Source organism: Reyranella sp. (assembly GCF_004297405.1).
GTDB lineage: Bacteria > Pseudomonadota > Alphaproteobacteria > Reyranellales > Reyranellaceae > Reyranella.
On the sequence record NZ_SCVC01000033.1, the window covers coordinates 101,433 to 118,230 of the forward strand.

18 protein-coding genes are annotated in these 16,798 nt (G+C 65.5%); 9 read left to right on the forward strand and 9 right to left on the reverse strand.

Going from position 1 to position 16,798, the window contains the following annotated elements:
* The first annotated feature begins 11 nt into the window (after positions 1-11).
* From meaB to rpmB, 3 genes are all read left to right on the forward strand, one after another.
* Positions 12-1,010: a methylmalonyl Co-A mutase-associated GTPase MeaB gene (meaB, locus tag EPO50_RS22220; RefSeq protein WP_296347593.1), complete on the forward strand. Its 999-nt coding sequence runs from the start codon at positions 12-14 to the stop codon at positions 1,008-1,010.
* Entirely contained in the window at positions 1,000-1,482 is a 483-nt protein-coding gene (locus EPO50_RS22225; protein WP_296347595.1) for a YcgN family cysteine cluster protein, read from the forward strand. The genes meaB and EPO50_RS22225 overlap by 11 nt, the downstream gene beginning before the upstream one ends.
* A gap of 73 nt (positions 1,483-1,555) precedes the next feature.
* Positions 1,556-1,867 carry a 50S ribosomal protein L28 gene (gene rpmB, locus EPO50_RS22230; protein ID WP_020694167.1) on the forward strand — a complete coding sequence of 104 codons (312 nt, stop codon included), beginning with the start codon at positions 1,556-1,558 and terminating at the stop codon, positions 1,865-1,867.
* A 44-nt stretch (positions 1,868-1,911) separates the two neighbouring features.
* On the opposite strand, the gene EPO50_RS22235 is transcribed toward rpmB, so the two are convergent.
* The 4 genes from EPO50_RS22235 to EPO50_RS22250 all read right to left on the reverse strand — a co-directional run bounded on the left by EPO50_RS22235 (position 1,912) and on the right by EPO50_RS22250 (position 6,566).
* Positions 1,912-2,907, reverse strand: a complete 996-nt coding sequence (locus tag EPO50_RS22235) for an esterase-like activity of phytase family protein (protein WP_296347597.1) — start codon at positions 2,905-2,907, stop codon at positions 1,912-1,914.
* 5 nt (positions 2,908-2,912) lie between these two features.
* Positions 2,913-4,853 (reverse strand): cobaltochelatase subunit CobT, encoded by a 1,941-nt coding sequence (gene cobT, locus EPO50_RS22240; RefSeq protein WP_296347599.1) that lies wholly within the window; start codon positions 4,851-4,853, stop codon positions 2,913-2,915.
* A 15-nt stretch (positions 4,854-4,868) separates the two neighbouring features.
* On the reverse strand, positions 4,869-5,873 hold the full coding sequence (gene cobS, locus EPO50_RS22245; RefSeq protein WP_296347601.1) for a cobaltochelatase subunit CobS: 1,005 nt from the start codon (positions 5,871-5,873) through the stop codon (positions 4,869-4,871).
* Between the two features lie 111 nt (positions 5,874-5,984).
* Complete coding sequence (locus tag EPO50_RS22250; RefSeq protein WP_296347603.1) at positions 5,985-6,566, reverse strand: J domain-containing protein; 582 nt, start codon at positions 6,564-6,566, stop codon at positions 5,985-5,987.
* A gap of 47 nt (positions 6,567-6,613) precedes the next feature.
* Between EPO50_RS22250 and EPO50_RS22255 the strand changes: the two genes are divergently transcribed.
* Entirely contained in the window at positions 6,614-6,898 is a 285-nt protein-coding gene (locus EPO50_RS22255) for a BolA family transcriptional regulator (RefSeq protein ID WP_296347605.1), read from the forward strand.
* Here the strand turns inward: EPO50_RS22255 and EPO50_RS22260 are convergent.
* From EPO50_RS22260 to EPO50_RS22275, 4 genes are read right to left on the reverse strand one after another with little or no spacing between them, the layout of a single operon-like run.
* Positions 6,895-7,548 carry a DUF2889 domain-containing protein gene (locus EPO50_RS22260; protein ID WP_296347607.1) on the reverse strand — a complete coding sequence of 218 codons (654 nt, stop codon included), beginning with the start codon at positions 7,546-7,548 and terminating at the stop codon, positions 6,895-6,897. The two genes, EPO50_RS22255 and EPO50_RS22260, sit on opposite strands and share 4 nt — an antisense overlap.
* 23 nt (positions 7,549-7,571) lie before the next feature.
* Entirely contained in the window at positions 7,572-8,879 is a 1,308-nt protein-coding gene (locus EPO50_RS22265) for an HlyC/CorC family transporter (RefSeq protein ID WP_296347609.1), read from the reverse strand.
* A gap of 9 nt (positions 8,880-8,888) precedes the next feature.
* Positions 8,889-10,016 carry a 3-dehydroquinate synthase gene (aroB, locus tag EPO50_RS22270; RefSeq protein ID WP_296347611.1) on the reverse strand — a complete coding sequence of 376 codons (1,128 nt, stop codon included), beginning with the start codon at positions 10,014-10,016 and terminating at the stop codon, positions 8,889-8,891.
* Positions 10,013-10,591, reverse strand: coding sequence for a shikimate kinase (locus tag EPO50_RS22275; RefSeq protein WP_296347613.1), 579 nt, complete (start codon positions 10,589-10,591; stop codon positions 10,013-10,015). Before EPO50_RS22275 ends, aroB begins: the two co-directional genes overlap by 4 nt.
* A gap of 119 nt (positions 10,592-10,710) precedes the next feature.
* On the opposite strand from EPO50_RS22275, the gene EPO50_RS22280 reads away from it, so the two are divergent.
* The 5 genes from EPO50_RS22280 to EPO50_RS22300 are packed head-to-tail and all read left to right on the forward strand — an operon-like array spanning position 10,711 to position 15,429.
* On the forward strand, positions 10,711-10,857 hold the full coding sequence (locus tag EPO50_RS22280) for a hypothetical protein (RefSeq protein ID WP_296347615.1): 147 nt from the start codon (positions 10,711-10,713) through the stop codon (positions 10,855-10,857).
* Complete coding sequence (locus EPO50_RS22285) at positions 10,838-12,460, forward strand: hypothetical protein (protein WP_296347616.1); 1,623 nt, start codon at positions 10,838-10,840, stop codon at positions 12,458-12,460. Before EPO50_RS22280 ends, EPO50_RS22285 begins: the two co-directional genes overlap by 20 nt.
* Positions 12,457-13,410 (forward strand): site-specific tyrosine recombinase XerD, encoded by a 954-nt coding sequence (locus EPO50_RS22290; protein ID WP_296347618.1) that lies wholly within the window; start codon positions 12,457-12,459, stop codon positions 13,408-13,410. Before EPO50_RS22285 ends, EPO50_RS22290 begins: the two co-directional genes overlap by 4 nt.
* A gap of 34 nt (positions 13,411-13,444) precedes the next feature.
* Entirely contained in the window at positions 13,445-14,398 is a 954-nt protein-coding gene (locus tag EPO50_RS22295; RefSeq protein WP_296347621.1) for an acetyl-CoA carboxylase carboxyltransferase subunit alpha, read from the forward strand.
* Between the two features lie 5 nt (positions 14,399-14,403).
* Entirely contained in the window at positions 14,404-15,429 is a 1,026-nt protein-coding gene (locus EPO50_RS22300; RefSeq protein WP_296347623.1) for an LLM class flavin-dependent oxidoreductase, read from the forward strand.
* Here the strand turns inward: EPO50_RS22300 and EPO50_RS22305 are convergent, their stop codons facing one another.
* The gene (locus EPO50_RS22305; RefSeq protein ID WP_296347625.1) at positions 15,430-16,722 is read right to left on the reverse strand and encodes a tetratricopeptide repeat protein; all 1,293 of its coding nucleotides are present in this window, start codon (positions 16,720-16,722) and stop codon (positions 15,430-15,432) included.
* Positions 16,723-16,798: the final 76 nt, after the last annotated feature.

Consider the following 16,798-nt stretch of genomic DNA (forward strand, 5'->3'; position numbering starts at 1 on the left):
CCTGCCGCCGCATGAGCGCGTCTGTCGCCACATCGGATAGTTCCGCCGATCCGCTGCTTGCGCCGCTGCTCGCGGGCGACCGGCGAGCGCTGGCGCAAGCCATCACTCTGATCGAATCGACGCGCATCGATCATCGCGAACGCGCGGATGCGCTGCTCGCAGCGGTACTGCCGCACAGCGGCAAGTCGGTGCGGCTCGGCATCACAGGTGTGCCCGGTGTCGGCAAATCGACGCTGATCGAACGCTTTGGTCTGTCGCTGCTGGAGCAGGGGCGCTCACTCGCGGTACTGGCGATCGATCCTTCGTCGAAGCGCGGTGGCGGTTCGATCTTGGGCGACAAGACGCGCATGGAAGAGCTTTCGCGCAAGCATGCGGCTTTCATCCGACCGTCGCCGGCGGGCATCACCCTGGGCGGTGTGGCCCGGCGCACGCGCGAGGCCATGCTGCTCGTCGAGGCAGCGGGCTTCGATACCGTGATCGTCGAGACGGTGGGCGTCGGCCAGTCCGAGACGGCCGTCGCCGACATGGTCGATATGTTCATTGTCCTGCTGTTGCCGGCGGGTGGCGACGATCTGCAGGGCATCAAGCGCGGCGTGATCGAGCTCGCCGACCTGATTGTGGTCAACAAGGCCGACGGTGACCTGAAGGCCACGGCAAAGCGGTCGGCTTCCGATTATCAGCATGCGCTGCGCATGTTGCGTTCGCCGACGGTCGGCTGGACGCCGGAAGTCATGACCTCCTCGGCCCAGACTGGCGAGGGCGTGGCCGAGATCTGGCAGGTCGTCGAGCGTTTCAACAAGGCCGTGGGGGAGAAGGGCATCGCCCGACGCCGGGCCGAGCAGGCCCGCGCCTGGATGTGGAACGAGGTCGGGGAGACGCTCCTGGCCGAGCTGCGCCGGCATCCCGAGGTCCGCAAGCTGGTGGGCGGCCTGGAACGCGAAGTTGAAGCTGGCCGGGCTACCCCTGCAGCGGCCGCCCGGCGTATGCTAGCTGCCTTCCATGGCCGCTAAGTCGTTCCTGAAGCGCGCTCGACGCGCCGCCGAGGCCCAGAAGGAACCCTTCTGGAAGCGCAAGACCCTGGCGCAGATGACCAAGCAGGAGTGGGAATCTCTCTGCGACGGCTGCGGCATGTGCTGCGTCAACAAGCTGGAATACGAGGGGACCGGCGAACTCGCCCAAACCGATACCTGCTGCAAGCTCCTGGACCCCAAGACAGCCCGCTGCCGGGACTACAAGAACCGCAAGAAGATTGTGCCGGACTGCATCCAGCTCACCCCAAAGGTTGTGGCCAAGATGGATTGGCTCCCCAAGACCTGTGGGTATCGGTTGGTCCACCTTGGCCAGGACCTCTACTGGTGGCACCCCTTGATCTCAGGCGACCCGAACACTGTGCACGAGGCGGGAATCTCGGCCCGTGGCCGGGTGATTCCCGAGGATCAGGTCGAGGATATCAGCGAAAGAGTAGTGGACTGGTTTGCTTGACGGGACCCGCTTCGGCCCGTAAAAAGCCCGCCTTCCCGCCCTTCGGCGGGATCGTTTTTTAGCGGATATCGCCATGCCTCGTCGTTGCGCCCTTTCGGGCAAGGCCGTTCAGTACGGCAACAATGTGAGCCACGCGAACAACAAGTCGCGGCGTCGCTTCATGTCCAACCTGCAGGTCGCTTCGGTCCTGTCCGATGCGCTGGGCCACTCTGTGCGCCTGCGCCTGACGCCGCGCGGCATCAAGACGATCGAGCACAATGGCGGCATCGACGCCTACCTGCTCGGCACCAACGACAGCAAGCTCAGCCCGGAGATGAAGGTGCTGAAGCGTCGCGTCGTGTCGGCCAAGACCAAGAAGGACGCCAAGGTCGCAGCAGCGGCCTAAGGCCTTCCTCTTCTCTCCTCCCCATTCGAATGGGGAGGACGGTGCTACGGCGCCAGCTCGAACAGCATCAAGATATTGCGCTGAAGCGGATTGAAATTGTCATCCGAGATCAGCCACAGCAACGTCTCGCCGCGTGCGCCGCGGCTCGATGACAGACCTTCGAGATTGTCGACAGGATAGGGCGAGGCGAGGAACGCGAGTTCTTCCGCCTTCACCGTCGCGCCTGCCTTGAGCTGCGCGGCCTCGACGTGCATCACGCGCACGCGCACGCCGCGTATCACGTCGAAAGCCCGTTCGAGGGTCACGAACGATCCGTCTGGCAGGAGGGTAATGGCGGTCGGCCGGAAGTCGGGGACGGTGGCGTAGCTGAAGGCGCTCCAGGTGTAACGGCCGCTGCCTGCAGGCCGTCCGATCCAGCCCACCACCGTGTCCGGCTTGAGGCTGTATTCCTCGCTGATGGCGATCACGGTGCCATCGGCCAGCGCCGTCAGGGCTTCGATGCCACCGTTACCCGGCTGGCGGCCAATATCAGCCGGCCCTTCGATCGGTAGTGGTGTCGCGTCGAGCGTGCGGTAGTGCCACAGCCGGTGCCGGCGTTCGAACGCTACCAGCCACGACCCATCAGGCAGGCGCGCCATTGCCTCGGCATCGGCTTCCGCCTTCTTCTGGATCGACTTGCCCTCGAGGCCGCGCAGTTGGCCGATTTTCGCGCTGCCGAGGCCCACGAGATTACCCTTGGCGTCATAGTCGATCGTGGCGGTGAGCCAGGCGCCTTCATCGGAGATCGAGGTGAGCGCGCGGCCGTCGGGCGTGACGTGCAAGTCGGACCAGCCGCCGAAGTTGGGCGAGCTGGCCTTCATCTCGATGCCGCCACGCCAGACCAGGCGGCCAATGCGCGTTGCTGCCGGGTCGTCGAGCTTGAAGGTGAGCTGGGAGCTCTGGATCGCGAACGGCTTTGCCTGCGCCTCGGCCGGGGGCGGCGAGACGCTGGTACACGCCGCTACCAGCAGGCAGAGCGTCAGAAAGAAGCGGCTCGCCACCGGAGTTAGGCGGCGCGCTTGCCAGATTTGCCGCTGGTCTTGCCGGGCGTCGCCTTGGCGCCGCCACGGCCACGCTGGCCGCCGCCGCGCGCCGCGCGAACGTCCTTGGCATCTTCCTCGTCGAATAGCGAGGCGAGCTGCTCCATCATCGTGCCGCCGAGCTGGTCGGCGTCGACGATGGTGACGGCGCGGCGATAGTAGCGCGTGACGTCGTGGCCGATGCCGATGGCGATCAGCTCGACCGGCGAGCGCGTCTCGATCCAGTCGATGACATCGCGCAGATGACGCTCGAGGTAGTTGCCCGGGTTGACCGACAGGGTCGAATCGTCGACCGGCGCGCCGTCCGAGATCACCATCATGATCTTGCGCTCTTCAGGACGCGGCAGCAGGCGGTTGTGCGCCCAGAGCAGCGCCTCGCCGTCGATGTTCTCCTTGAGGATGCCCTCGCGCAGCATCAGGCCGAGATTCTTGCGGGCGCGGCGCCACGGGGCATCGGCCGGCTTGTAGATGATGTGGCGCAGATCGTTGAGGCGGCCTGGATTGGCCGGCTTGCCGGCGGCAAGCCACTGCTCGCGGCTCTGGCCACCCTTCCAGGCGCGTGTCGTGAAGCCCAGGATCTCGACCTTCACGCCACAGCGCTCGAGCGTGCGTGCGAGGATGTCGGCGCTCATGGCCGCGACCGTGATCGGCCGGCCGCGCATGGAACCGGAATTGTCGATCAGCAGCGACACCACGGTGTCGCGGAAGTTGGTGTCCTTCTCCTTCTTGAAGGAGAGGGCGTGCATGGGATTGGCGACGATGCGCGCCAGACGCGCTGCGTCGAGCGTGCCTTCGTCGAGGTCGAAGTCCCAGGAACGGTTCTGCTGCGCCATGAGGCGGCGCTGCAGGCGGTTGGCGAGCTTGCCGATCACGCCCTGCAGATGAGAGAGCTGCTGGTCCAGGTGATTGCGCAGGCGGCCGAGCTCCTCGGCGTCGCACAGCTGATCGGCCTCGACGATCTCGTCGAACTTCACCGTATAGGCGTGATACTGCTGGCCCAGCGGCTCGTTGCTGAGCGCGCCTGGCGGCAGCCAGGGACGCTCGGCGCGGCCCGGCTCTTCTTCGTCGCCCGAACCCATCTGCATCTCGGTCTGGGCCTGGTCGGCGACAGTCTCCGAAGCATCGTCCTGCTCGGAAGCATCCTCGGTCTCTTCGCCTTGGGCGCCGTAGCCCTGGGTCTCGCTCGAATCGCTCTGATCGTCGCCGGTCTCGTTGGACTGACCGTCGGCGTTCTCCTGGTCCTGGCTCTCCTCGGTGTCGTCGTCCTGCAGGTCGGCTGATTCATCGCCGAGCTTGAGGTCGCGGATGAGCTGGCGCGCGGCGCGCGCGAAGGTTTCCTGGTTGCCGAGTGAATCGCGCAGCTTCTGGAAGTCGCGGCCGGCCGCGCTCTCCACGTCGGCGCGCCACATGTCGACCATCGCCTTTGCCGACTCCGGCGGTGCGGCACCGAGCAATTGTTCACGCGCGATCAGCCCGATCACGTCGGCGAGTGGTGCGTCTTCCTTGGTCTTGATGCGGGCATGGCCGCGCTGATCGGAGCGCTGGCGCCAGAGGGCCGAGAGATTGTCGGCGACGCCGGCCATCTTGCGGGCGCCCAGCGCTTCGACGCGCACCTGCTCGACGGCCTCGAAGATCGCTCGGGCGGTCTCACCGCGCGGTACGCGGCGTAGATGAGTCTTGCGGTCGTGATGGCGCAGTTTCAGCGCCATCGAATCGGCCTCGCCGCGGACACGGCTGACATCCTCGACCGGCAGATCGCGCGCCGGCACGGTGATGCGGGCTTCGCTGCCGAGCAGCGAGCCACCATCGGGAACGAACGAGACGTTCACTTCCTTGCGCGAAACCGCCCGCATGGTGGTGGCGGTGACGCGGCGGAACTCCTCGAGGGGAGTCGTGTCCTTGGCCATGGAGGCGCTCTCTTACTAGTGCAGCTTGCCGCCCTTGCCGCTGCCGGCCGGCAATTCCTTGCCGAAGCAGCGCTGATAGTATTCGGCGAGCGTGCTGCGCTCGACTTCGTCGCACTTGTTGAGGAAGGTGAGACGGAACGCGAAGCCGACGTCACCGCCGAAGATGCGCGCGTTCTCGGCCCAGGTGATCACCGTACGCGGCGACATCACGGTCGAGATATCGCCGGCGATGAAGCCGGCGCGCGTCAGGTCGGCGAGCGCCACCATGGCGGAGATCGTCTTGCGACCTTCGTCGTTGTCGTAGAACGGCGTCTTGGCCGAGACGATGTTCACTTCCTGGTCATGCGGCAGGTAGTTCAGCGTCGTCACGATCGACCAACGGTCCATCTGGCCCTGGTTGATCTGCTGCGTGCCGTGATAGAGGCCGGTCGTGTCGCCGAGGCCGACTGTGTTGGCGGTCGAGAACAGGCGGAAGGCCGGGTGAGGGCGGATTACCTTGTTCTGGTCGAGCAGAGTGAGCTTGCCTTCGACTTCGAGCACGCGCTGGATCACGAACATCACGTCGGCGCGGCCGGCGTCGTACTCGTCGAACACCAATGCTGTCGGATTCTGCAGCGCCCAGGGCAGGATGCCTTCGCGGAACTCGGTGATCTGCTTGCCATCGCGCAGCACGATCGCGTCCTTGCCGATCAGGTCGATACGGCTGATATGGCTGTCGAGGTTGACGCGGACGCAAGGCCAGTTGAGGCGCGCCGCGACCTGCTCGATATGGGTCGACTTGCCGGTGCCGTGATAGCCCTGGACCATGACGCGGCGGTTGTGAGCGAAGCCCGCGAGGATCGCCATCGTCGTGTCTTGGTCGAACAGGTAGGCGTCATCGACCTCGGGGACATGCTCGGTCGCCGCACTGAAAGCAGGCACCTCCATGTCGGTGTCGATGCCGAATAGCTGGCGGGCGGAAACCTTGATATCCGGCATGCCCGACACATTCTGGCGGGCCGCGGTCGTCGTCGAAGCCATCACACGGATTCCTACAAAACAAAGCCCGCCAAATTGCGGGCAAACAATAGTCGCAGGCCAAATTGTGCGCCGCAAGCGGCCAATTAACGGGTCTGCCCTGAGCAGGGCTAATCACTCCACGGGAAGGTGCTCTGAGGCCCGCAGAGTGGAATAGGCGGCGTTGATTTCCTTGAGCTTTTCTTCTGCGTCCCGGGCCCCGCCATTGGCATCCGGGTGGTGCAATTTGACCAGCTCCTTGTAACGAGATTTCACGACGGCCCGAGTAAGGGGCCATGAAAGTTCAAGGACATCCAGGGCGTTACGCTCGGCTGGTGTCAGTTGCTCACTGCCATCGAGTTTTGGTGGCGGCCGCTCGCCGAGGCCGGCATCGTCTGCGAGGCCCAGCGGGTCCTTCAGATTGGCGTAGGAATTGCCGTTGCGCCGGGCGCCGAGTGGCCATACTGGCCGGCGCCAGGTCGTATCCGCGCGGATATGCGCCTCGATCTGGTCAGCGCCAAGGCCCGCGAAATAATCCCACTTCTTGTTGTAGTCGCGGACGTGCTGGAGGCAGAACCAGCGATACTCGTCGAGACGGTCGCGCGCACGCGGCGCTCGGTACTCGCCCTGCAGCTGGCAGCCCGGCGCTTCGCAGACCCGTTGATGCGGGAGCGGGCCGTCGGTCGCAGTCAGTGGTTTGGCTCGCCGTCGAGACATTAGGCTAATATGTGTTCCGGGATTGCAGCGGGCAAGAGAGGCGAGTGATGGGCAAGGTTGCGATGGCGATTGACAGCAAGCTCCGAACGGCACTGGCGCCGGCGCGTCTTGCCATCGAAGATGAATCGTCGCAGCACCACGGCCATGCTGGTTGGCGCGAAGGTGGCGAGACGCATTTCCGGGTCGAGATCGTGTCAGCGGCCTTCGAAGGCCAGAGCCGCGTGGCGCGGCAGCGTTTGGTCTATGCGGCGCTCAAGCAGGAACTCGACGCCGGCTTGCACGCGCTCGCGTTGACGACACTGACACCGGCCGAGGATGCGAAGCGGGGCTAGCCTTCCATTTCCACGACTTTGCCAGCGTTCGCCGCGCGCACGGCCTCGGCATCGGGACCAGTGTAGAAGTCAGGCACCCATCGCTTGGTGACTTCGCTGTCCGATGCCCAAGTGTGGCACGTGTCGAGCATGTACGGCTTGCGCCGCGGCTTCTTGGGCGCATCCGGATCGGCGGCGGGAAGCGTACCTGCCTTCTCTCGATGGGCGCGGTTGAGTTCGGCGGCCTTCTTCGATGATACGGTCTGGAAGGCCGTCGTCGCGACCGGCCCCAGCAGCTCGACGATATGCGTGCAGCCGTGGGTGCCGCCCAACCGCGCGCGTACTTCGCGATGGAAGCCGCCGCCGATGCGCAGCCCGATCAGCTTCTTGAAGTCGGGCGTGATGTCGCCGCACATGCTGTAGGGCGACTTGTCGGTCACGGTCTCGACATCGACGATCGTGAACTTATGGTCGAGCGTCAGACGGATCGACATATCGTGCACGAAGTCGCCGGGCTGGAGCGGGCCGCGCCATTCGTTGGCGTGCTCGTAGGTCTTCTCGTCGGTGATACGGCCTTCGATATCCCAAAGCCCGTCCTCGCGGAAGAAGCCCTGGCAGGTGACGCGACGCGTATGAAGGTGCTGTCGGCCGACCGGCGGCGGAAGCGGCATGGTCGTTCCCTTGGTAAATGGGGTCAGTTGGCCGCTTGTATGGCGGCGGGCGGCACGATGCGCAACTCGGCGATGCGGGTGCCCTCGCGCTTCAATATCTCGAAGCGAAATCCGTAAAAGGCATAGGTTTGGCCCACTTCCGGGATGCGGCGCGCCTCGTGCAGCACCAGGCCGGCAATGGTCGTGGCCACGCCCTCCGGCAGGCCCCAGCCGAACTCGCGATTGAGATCGCGGATCGGCACGTCGCCCTGGCAGAGCAGGCTGCCGTCGTCGCGCCGCAGGACGCCGCGGCGGATGGCGTCATGCTCGTCCTCGATGTCGCCGACGATCTCCTCGATGATGTCCTCGAGGGTGACGATGCCCCGGAGGGCGCCGTACTCGTCGACGACGATGGCGAAATGCTCGTGGCGTGCGCGAAACGCCTCGAGCTGGTCGAACAATATCGTCGATTCCGGAATGAACCAGGGAGGCGTCATTACCGTATCGATCTTGACCGAGTCGGTGGCGCCCTGTGCTGCCTTGATGGCGCGGAACAGGTCCTTGGCATGCATCACACCTACGACATTGTCCGCCTCGCCGCGATAGAGCGGAATGCGCGTATAAGGCGCCGCCAGGATTTGTGTCACGATCGCTTCGACCGGCTGGTCGGCATCGATCAGAGCGACGTTGCCGCGGTGGGTCATGACGTCGCCTACGGTTCGGTCACCGAGGTCGAGCACGGAGCGCAGCATCGCTTTCTCGGCAGGCGCTGCGTCATCGGTGAGGTCGGCGCCATGCAGCTCGATGGCGCCGCGCAACAGGTCGCTATGTTCCGCGGCGTCGTGCGAGCGATCGGTGCGCACGTTCATCAGGCCAAGGAAGAAGCGCGAGATCCACGCCACGCCGCGCGCCAGCGGCCCCAGGATTGCAACGGTGAACAGAATGGACGGTGCGAGAGTCAGCGCCACCCTGTCGGCCCGCATCAGCGCCCAGGTCTTGGGCATAACTTCGGCAAAGATCACGACCATTACGCCGATCGCCAGGGTCGCGTAGACGATGCCGGCCGCCCCGAAGAGAGCGGTCAGTACTGCCGTCGTGAGCGAGGCCGAGAAGATATTGACTACATTGTTGCCGAGCAGAACGGCACTCACGGTCTCGTCTTTGCGGTCGAGCAGTTGATTGACCATGGTCGCCCGCTTGTTGCCCTGCTGGGCGAGGCGATGCATGCGTGGCCGCGAAGCGCCGGTGATTGCCGTCTCCGCCGCCGAGAGATAGGCAGCCAGGAGCAGACAGAAAACGACCAGCGGCACCGCGATCGACAGCGGCAGATCGAAATGAAGCTCCGCGTCCATCGCCGGGCCCTAGGCCGCGATGGCGTCGTCGAGCAGGCCGCGCAATCCTGCCTCGTCGACCTCGCGCGTCACGAAGGCTTTGCCGATTCCGCGAGCCAGCACGAAGGTGAGCTTGCCGCCTTCAGCCTTCTTGTCCCCGCGCATATGCTCGACCAGCCGCGCGGCATCCCAGCGACGCCGGTTGTCGCCCCCGATCGAGCGTAAACGCACCGGCAGTCCGACGGCGCCGAGATGGTGGCGCACCCGGTCGGCATCGGCCGCGGGGCAGAGGCCCAGCCGCGCGGAAAGGTCGAAGGCCATCGCCATGCCGGCGCCGACCGCTTCGCCATGCAGCAGCTCCGATCCGAAGCCGGTTTCCGCTTCCAGCGCATGACCAAAGGTGTGACCGAGATTGAGAAGAGCGCGTAGATCGGTCGTCTCGCGTTCGTCCGCGGCGACGATGCGTGCCTTGGAGAGGCAGCTCTGTTCGATGGCGTAGGTGCGTGCCGCGGCGTCGCCGGAAAGTACGGCCGCGCCATTGGTCTCGCACCAGTCCCAGAACGCCGGATCGTCGATCAGTCCGTATTTCGCCACTTCGGCATACCCTGCCAGCAGCTCGCGACGCGGCAGGCTGTCGAGCGCGGTCGTGTCTGCCAGGACGAGGCGCGGCTGATAGAAGGAACCGACCAGATTCTTGCCATGACGTGTGTTGATGCCGGTCTTGCCGCCGACCGAGGAGTCGACCTGCGCAAGCAGGGTGGTCGGTACCTGGATGAAGTCGACGCCGCGCAGCAGCACCGAGGCGGCAAAGCCCGTGAGGTCGCCGACCACGCCACCGCCCAGCGCGACCAGCGTCGTCTTGCGGTCCGGTCGCTGGTCGAGCAGCTCGTTCATCAGCCGGCCAAAGCTCGAAAATTCCTTGCTGCTTTCGCCGGCGGGAACCGTGACCGTCGTCGTCTTGATGCCGGCCTTGTCGAAGGAGGCCGCGAGCCGCGCGCCATAAAGCGGCGCAACGGTTTCATCGCTCACGATCGTGACGCGCGGCGCGGCGAGCAGGGGCCGCGACAGTTCACCGGCTCGGTCGATCAGGCCTGGCCCGATGGCGATATCGTAGCCGCGGCCGGCGAGATCGACCCGGATGGTGCGAGCGGCGCTCATGGGCCGGTTCCTGCGGGTTGGACCTGGAGATGGGCGCGCAGCGCGTCGATCACCTGCTCGGTGGTGCGGTCGGCAGGTTGCGCCGTCGATTCGACGATGAGATCGGCTTCGGCGTAGATCGGATAACGTTGTTGCATGAGGCGGTCGAGAATCTCCCTAGGATCGCCCTGGCGCAAGAGCGGGCGATGGGTGCGCTTCTTCACGCGATCGAACAGGACGTCGAGTTCGGCGCGAAGCCACACGGTAATGGCCTTGGTGCGCATCAGTGCACGTGTCTCGTTATCTATATAGGCACCACCGCCGGTCGAGAGCACCAGCGGGGGCTGATCGAGCAGGCGGGCAATCACGCGCCGCTCGCCGGCGCGAAACTCCTGCTCGCCGTATTTCTCGAAGAATTCCGAGATAGTGCAGCCCGCAGCCCGCTCGATTTCATCGTCGGCGTCGACGAACGGCAAACCGAGCCTCACCGCCAGCCGCTTGCCGATGGCGCTCTTGCCCGCGCCCATCAGCCCGACAAGGGCCACGGTGCGCGGCAAGGACAGGGGAAAAGAGGCGTCCATGGCGAGCTGCATCATGCATGTCGCCTATTATTCCCTGTGTTTCAAGCGATTGGGCCGCAACGATTGCCGCTATGGCGTCGGTTGGGTAGTTTGCCCACGCCGTGCCCATGTTCCGTTCCCGAAACCGCTTCAGCATGCCCACCTTGCGCCTCGGCCCGGTGGTTGTGGTCGCTGCTTTGTGCCTGCTGATTGCTGGCCTGGTCGCCTTGGCCATCATCGAGCCGCGGCCGCCGCTCAGGCAGTTCGAAGTTCCGGTGCCCAATGAACGCCTTGCGCGCTAATTCTGCCTGGGCCGCGCCAGTACTCGGCATCGTCCTGGCCATCGCGGCAGCGGTGGTCCCGGCGACTGCCCAGGTGCCTGATTTCGACCAGCGCCCGACAGGCTTCCTGAATGCCAAGACCGGCGGCATGCCGGCCGACGCCTGGGCCGGGACGACGCTGTCCACTGCCAAGCGGCTGGTCTCCGCCTTGCCGGCGGCGCCGCGCAGCCGGGCGCTGCGCGACCTGCAGTTCAAGGTGATGGTGAGCGAGCTAACGCCTCCGGCACCCGATGGCAGCGCGCCGCCGGGCCTGTTCGCGCGCAAGGTCGAAAAGCTTGCGGCCATGGGCGAGGCCGAGAACCTGAACGAAATGGTGCGCAGTGTCGGCGGCTACGCCGACCCGGCGATCGCCGCCATGGTCGTCAACGCGCTGATGATGGTCGGCGAGAAGGAAGGCGCCTGCGCGATCGTCCGCGGCAATCCGCTGCCGCAACCCTTCGCTCTGCGTGCGGATGTCGTCTGCAAGCTCGTCGCCGGCGACAATGCCGGCGCCATGGCCGCGGCCCAGCCGCTGCGCACGTCCGATCCCGCCTTCTACAAGCTGGTCGATATTGCGGCCAACGGCCTGTCGCCTGCCGCAACGGCGCCAGCCCAGCTCGACGGCCCGGCAATGGTCATGCTCGACCTTGCCTACGTGCAGCCGTCGGCGGCAGCCATCCGTTCGACGCAGCCGCCGATGATCCGGTCGCAGGTGGTTCACCGGACATTGCCGCCAGTGACCCGCCTCGAGATTGCCGAGCGCGGTGAGGCGCTTGCCGTCATCGAAGCGACGCGCCTCGGCGACCTCTATCTCGATGCGGTGCGCGACGGGGTGGCCATGCCGGCACCGATGGCTCGCCGTGCCCGGCTGGTCGCGGCCGCGCGTGGAGCTTCGAACGCGCAGCAGCTCATCAGTTCGATCACGGCCGTCTACGGCGAGGAGCGCGGCGGCGCGCTTTTCCCGACGGTCGCGCGCGCTGGTGCCCAGGCACTGCTCAGCCTGCCGCCCAAGGCCGACTATGCAAATGTCGCGCAGGAAGCGATGCGCGGGTTTCTGCTGCTGGGCGACAAGCAACAGACCAAAGCATGGATGCAACTGGCGCTCTCCGCAGCGTTCAACGATGCGCGCGCCATGAACGCGCTCGACCGGCTGATGCCGATGGTCGCCATCGCCGGTGTCGACAATCGCAAGCGCATGTCCGCCGAGGAACTCAATCGCTGGTACGAAGTCATGCGCCAGGACAATCCAGCGCAGGCGCCATTCCGCGGCTACTTGATGCTCGAATTGCTGCGCGCCGTCGGCATCGACGTGCCGCAAGGCTCAACCACTTTGCCGGAAGCGATGCCGGGCGGTGCCCGTCTCGTTGCGCCAGCGCCGGCGACGATTCAATCGCTACAGGTCGCTGGCAATGGCCGGCGCCGCGCTGAAGCCTCGCTGCTGGCGTCGATCGCGACGGGTGAGACAACGCTGTCCGAGCTTCATCCCACGGCGGTGAGCAGCATCATCCGGGCGCTGCGTCAGGTCGGCGAGGAGAATGCCGGCCGCTTGTTTGCGATCGAGATCGCGATCGCCCACGGGCTGTGAAGCGCAAGCCCGCGCTTGAACCTACCCGCGAGGTCGGGGCATTTCTCGAAATGCTCCAGGCCGAACGCGGCGCCTCGAAGAACACCGTTCTCGCCTACAGCGCCGATCTCGCCGACCTCCGGTCCTTCCTTACGCGGCGCAAGCAGGGGCCGGTGACCGCCGATGCGACGGCGCTGCGGGCCTATCTGAAATCGCTCGACTATCTCGGCATGACGCCGCGCACGTTGGCGCGCCGGCTGTCGGTGATGCGGCAGTTCTTCCGTTTCCTGCTGGCAGAACGCCTGCGCGAGGACGATCCCGCCAGTACGCTCGATTCACCCAAGCTCGGCCGGCCGTTGCCCAAGGTCTTGTCGCGCGTCGAGGTCGATCGGCTGATCGAAGCCGCACAGGCCAAGGGCGGCGTCGATGGCGGTCGGATGGAGACGCTGCTCGAGATCCTTTACGGCTCGGGCCTGCGCGTCTCCGAGCTGGTGGCACTGCCGATCACCGCTGCCGAGCGCGATCCGGCGATGCTGATCGTGCGTGGCAAGGGCAGCAAGGACCGGCTCGTTCCCCTATCCGACCCGGCGCGGACGGCGATTGCGCGGTGGCTGAAGGTACGTGCCGGGACGCTCGTGGACGGCGAGACCTCGCGTTACCTGTTTCCGTCGCGCGGCCGCGCCGGTCATCTCACGCGTCAGCGTTTCGCGCAGTTGCTGAAGGAAGCAGCGCTGGCAGCCGATATCGATCCGGCGCGTGTTTCGCCGCATGTCTTGCGACATGCCTTTGCCAGTCATTTGCTGGAAGCCGGGGCCGATCTGCGCAGCGTGCAGCTCATGTTGGGGCATGCCGATATCGCGACGACTGAAATCTATACGCATGTTCTGCCGGAAAAAGTCCGGTCGCTGGTCGAGGATCACCATCCGCTGGCCAAGCGAAAGCGCAGACCGCCGGCGGGTGAGGCCGGTTGACAGGATTCCGGGGCCGGGCGACACCTGACCTTCAATGACGACCTATCTCGACTTCGAGACGCCGATCAGAGAGCTCGAAAGCAAAATTGCCGAGCTCCGGCACCTGCCCAACTCGGGTGATGTCGACATCGCCGAGGAAGTCATGCGCCTTCAGGAAAAGGTGCAGAAGCAATTGCGCGCGACCTATGCGCGGCTGACGCCGTGGCAGCGGGTCCAAGTCGCCCGCCACGCGGAGCGGCCGCATGCCCAGAGCTACATCGACCGGCTGATTACCGACTATACGCCGCTCGCCGGTGACCGCGCCTTTGGCGAGGACGCCGCTATCGTAGGCGGCATGGGCCGTCTCAAGGGCCGCAGCGTTGTCGTGCTGGGCCAGCAGAAGGGCGATGATACCGAATCGCGCATCAAGCACAATTTCGGCATGGCGCGGCCCGAGGGCTATCGCAAGGCGCAGCGGCTGATGAGGCTTGCAGACCGCTTCAAGTTGCCGGTGCTGACCCTGGTCGACACGCCCGGCGCCTATCCCGGCATCGATGCCGAGGCGCGCGGTCAGGCGGAGGCCATCGCCGCTTCCATCGAGACCTGCCTGTCGCTCGGCGTGCCGCTGGTCAGCGTGGTGATCGGCGAGGGCGGTTCGGGCGGCGCACTGGCGATTGCTTCGGCGGATCGCGTCTACATGCTGGAGAATTCCGTCTACTCGGTCATCACGCCGGAAGGCTGCGCGTCGATCCTGTGGCGCTCCAATGCGCATGCACAGGATGCGGCTGAGGCGATGAAGGTGACTGCCGCCGACCTCAAGAAGCTCGACGTGATCGACGACGTGATCCCCGAGCCGATGGGGGGTGCCCATCGCGCCCCTGAAGAGACGATTGATGTCGTCGGCAGGGTGGTGAGCGAAGCTTTCGGCGAACTCTCCAAGCTCGACTCCGACACGCTGCGCGAGCGCCGTCAGGACAAGTTTCTGGCGATGGGCAAGAAGGGCCTCTGACGCCGTTGCCTCTGCGTCTCAGCGTTCTCGATCAATCACCGATCCGCAAGGGCGGTACGCCGGCAGACGCCGTGCGCGAGACCCTGGAGTTAGCGCAGCTTTGTGACCGCCTGGGATACGAACGCTACTGGCTCGCCGAACATCACAGCAGCGAGGCGCTGGCGGGCTCGACACCGGAAGTGCTGATCACGCGCGTTGCAGGTCTGACGCAGCGCATGCGGGTTGGTTCGGGTGGCGTGATGCTGCCGCACTACAGCGCGTACAAGGTCGCGGAAAACTTCCGCATGCTTGAGACGCTGTTTCCCGGCCGGATCGACCTCGGGGTCGGTCGTGCGCCCGGCAGTGACCAGCACACGATGCGCATCCTGGCGGACGGAAAGCCGAACTGGAGCAATCCCGACAAGTATCCCTATCAGGTGCGCGATCTCGTTGCCTGGCTGCACGATGCGTTGCCGCCGAACCACGAAGGCACGGGTGTTACTGCTCAGCCAATTGGGCCCAGTGCGCCCGATGTCTGGCTGCTGGGATCGAGCGACGACAGCGCGGCATTGGCCGCGCATTTCGGCCTGCCGTTTTGCTTTGCCCATTTCATCAATCCCGACGGTGGCGACGGCGTGACCCGCGCCTACCGCTCGCATTTCAAGCCGTCTTCGCTTCATCCGAAGCCGGAGCCTCTGATGGCAATCTCGGTTCTCTGTGCGGAGACCGATGAAGAGGCCGACCTGCTGTCGCGCAGCCGCGAGGTCTGGGCGATGCGACTGCGCACGCTCGGCAATCCCGGCCCGGTGCCCTCGGTCGAAGAGGCGCTGGCGGCAGCCAAGGCGCCGGGAGCTGAACGCTGGCTGCCGGCGCTGCGTCGCCGCTCGGTCGTAGGCTCGCCCAAGACCGTGCGCGCCGGCCTCGAAAAGCATGCCGCTAGCTACGAGGTCGACGAGATCATGGCGGTGACGATCTGCTTCGACTTCGAGAAGCGCAAACGCTCCTATGAACTGCTGGCGGAAGAGTTCGGGCTGAGCAAGGCTCCGCAGTAACTAAAGCCCGGCCACCGGGAAGCCGTTGCCCTTGCCGTTGTGCGGGCGTCGGCTCGAGATGAGTTCGCGCGCTTCGGCGGCTCGGCCAGCGCGCGCCAGCGACGTCGTCACCACATACTCTAGCAGATCGCGTTGCGCGCGACTGCCACCCAGCCGTTCGTGGGTATCGAGCAGCGGCGTGATCTCGTCCGCGGCACGCGTCCAATCGCCATCGGCAAAGGCTTCGAAACCCCGGGCCATCGCCGGCAGCATGTCGGCTGTGGCGCCGCGCGGGCTTTCGACGAATGTCGCGAGCGTCGCCTTGTCGCCGGCCATGGCGTAGGCCAGCACGGTATGCATATCGACGAAACCGAGGCCTGACTTGCCGAACCACTTGGTGGCGTAGTCGGCAATCTCCTTCCAGCGATCGGGCTGGCGCGCTTCACCCGCCATCTCGGCGCGCAGCAGGAAGGCTGGGCAGTCGGTCGCCACATTGATTTGCGGTCCCCAGGCGGCACCTGGGCGTAGTGCGTCGTCGTAGATGCGCCAGGCATCGGCGTGACGTCCCGTCTCCATCGACCACAACGCGAGGTGCCAGCTGTTGTGGCAGTGCATGAGGCCGTCGCGCGAATAATCCTTCATCCAGTCGGTCAGGAAGGTGAGACCGGCTTCGCGCTCGCCGCTTTCATAGAAGAGATGACCACGGATATGAGCGGCATGCGCGCTTTGCGGATAGGCCGCGAGTGCCATGTCTATGTTGCGCTGGCCTTCGTCCAGCTTGCGCAACTCGATCTGCGCGAAGGCGAGCTGGGTGCGATACCACCAGTCGTCGCCATAGTGCTTCTCGAAGGGTTCGAGGATCGCGAGTTGATCGACCTCGCGGCCGACTTTGCCCGAGAAGCCGATCAGGCCGAACACGCTGGTCGCCGGCGCCAGCGCCATGGCATCGCGCGGCCAGCTCTTCATGTGTTCATGGATTGCTTCGAGGGCCGCAACACCCTGGCCGGTCAGGATCCTGTCGAAGATCGCAATCTGGCTCTGCTCGCGCGCTGTGGCGCCAGCGGCCAGCTCCTTGGCACGTGCGAGAGGGCCCTTCGCCTCGTGTCCGCGCCCCAGAAGCTGCTTGGCGCGCGCCAGCGAAATATGGCCGAGAGCGAAGCCGTCGTCGGCGGTCACGGCAGTCTGAAACGCCGTGTCCATTCCGGGTGTCGCAGCCATCAGGCTGTCGACTCCGGCCAAATAAGCGTCGCGCGCCGCGACCGAGCTTGTGCTCAGCTCGTTTCCGTAGCGATCCTTGAGCATTGGCAGCTTCATCCCTTTGATAGGCAATGCGAAACTCTAGCCTCGCCAATGCCCATCCGGCAATTGCGGGAATGGCATTTCGGTGTTC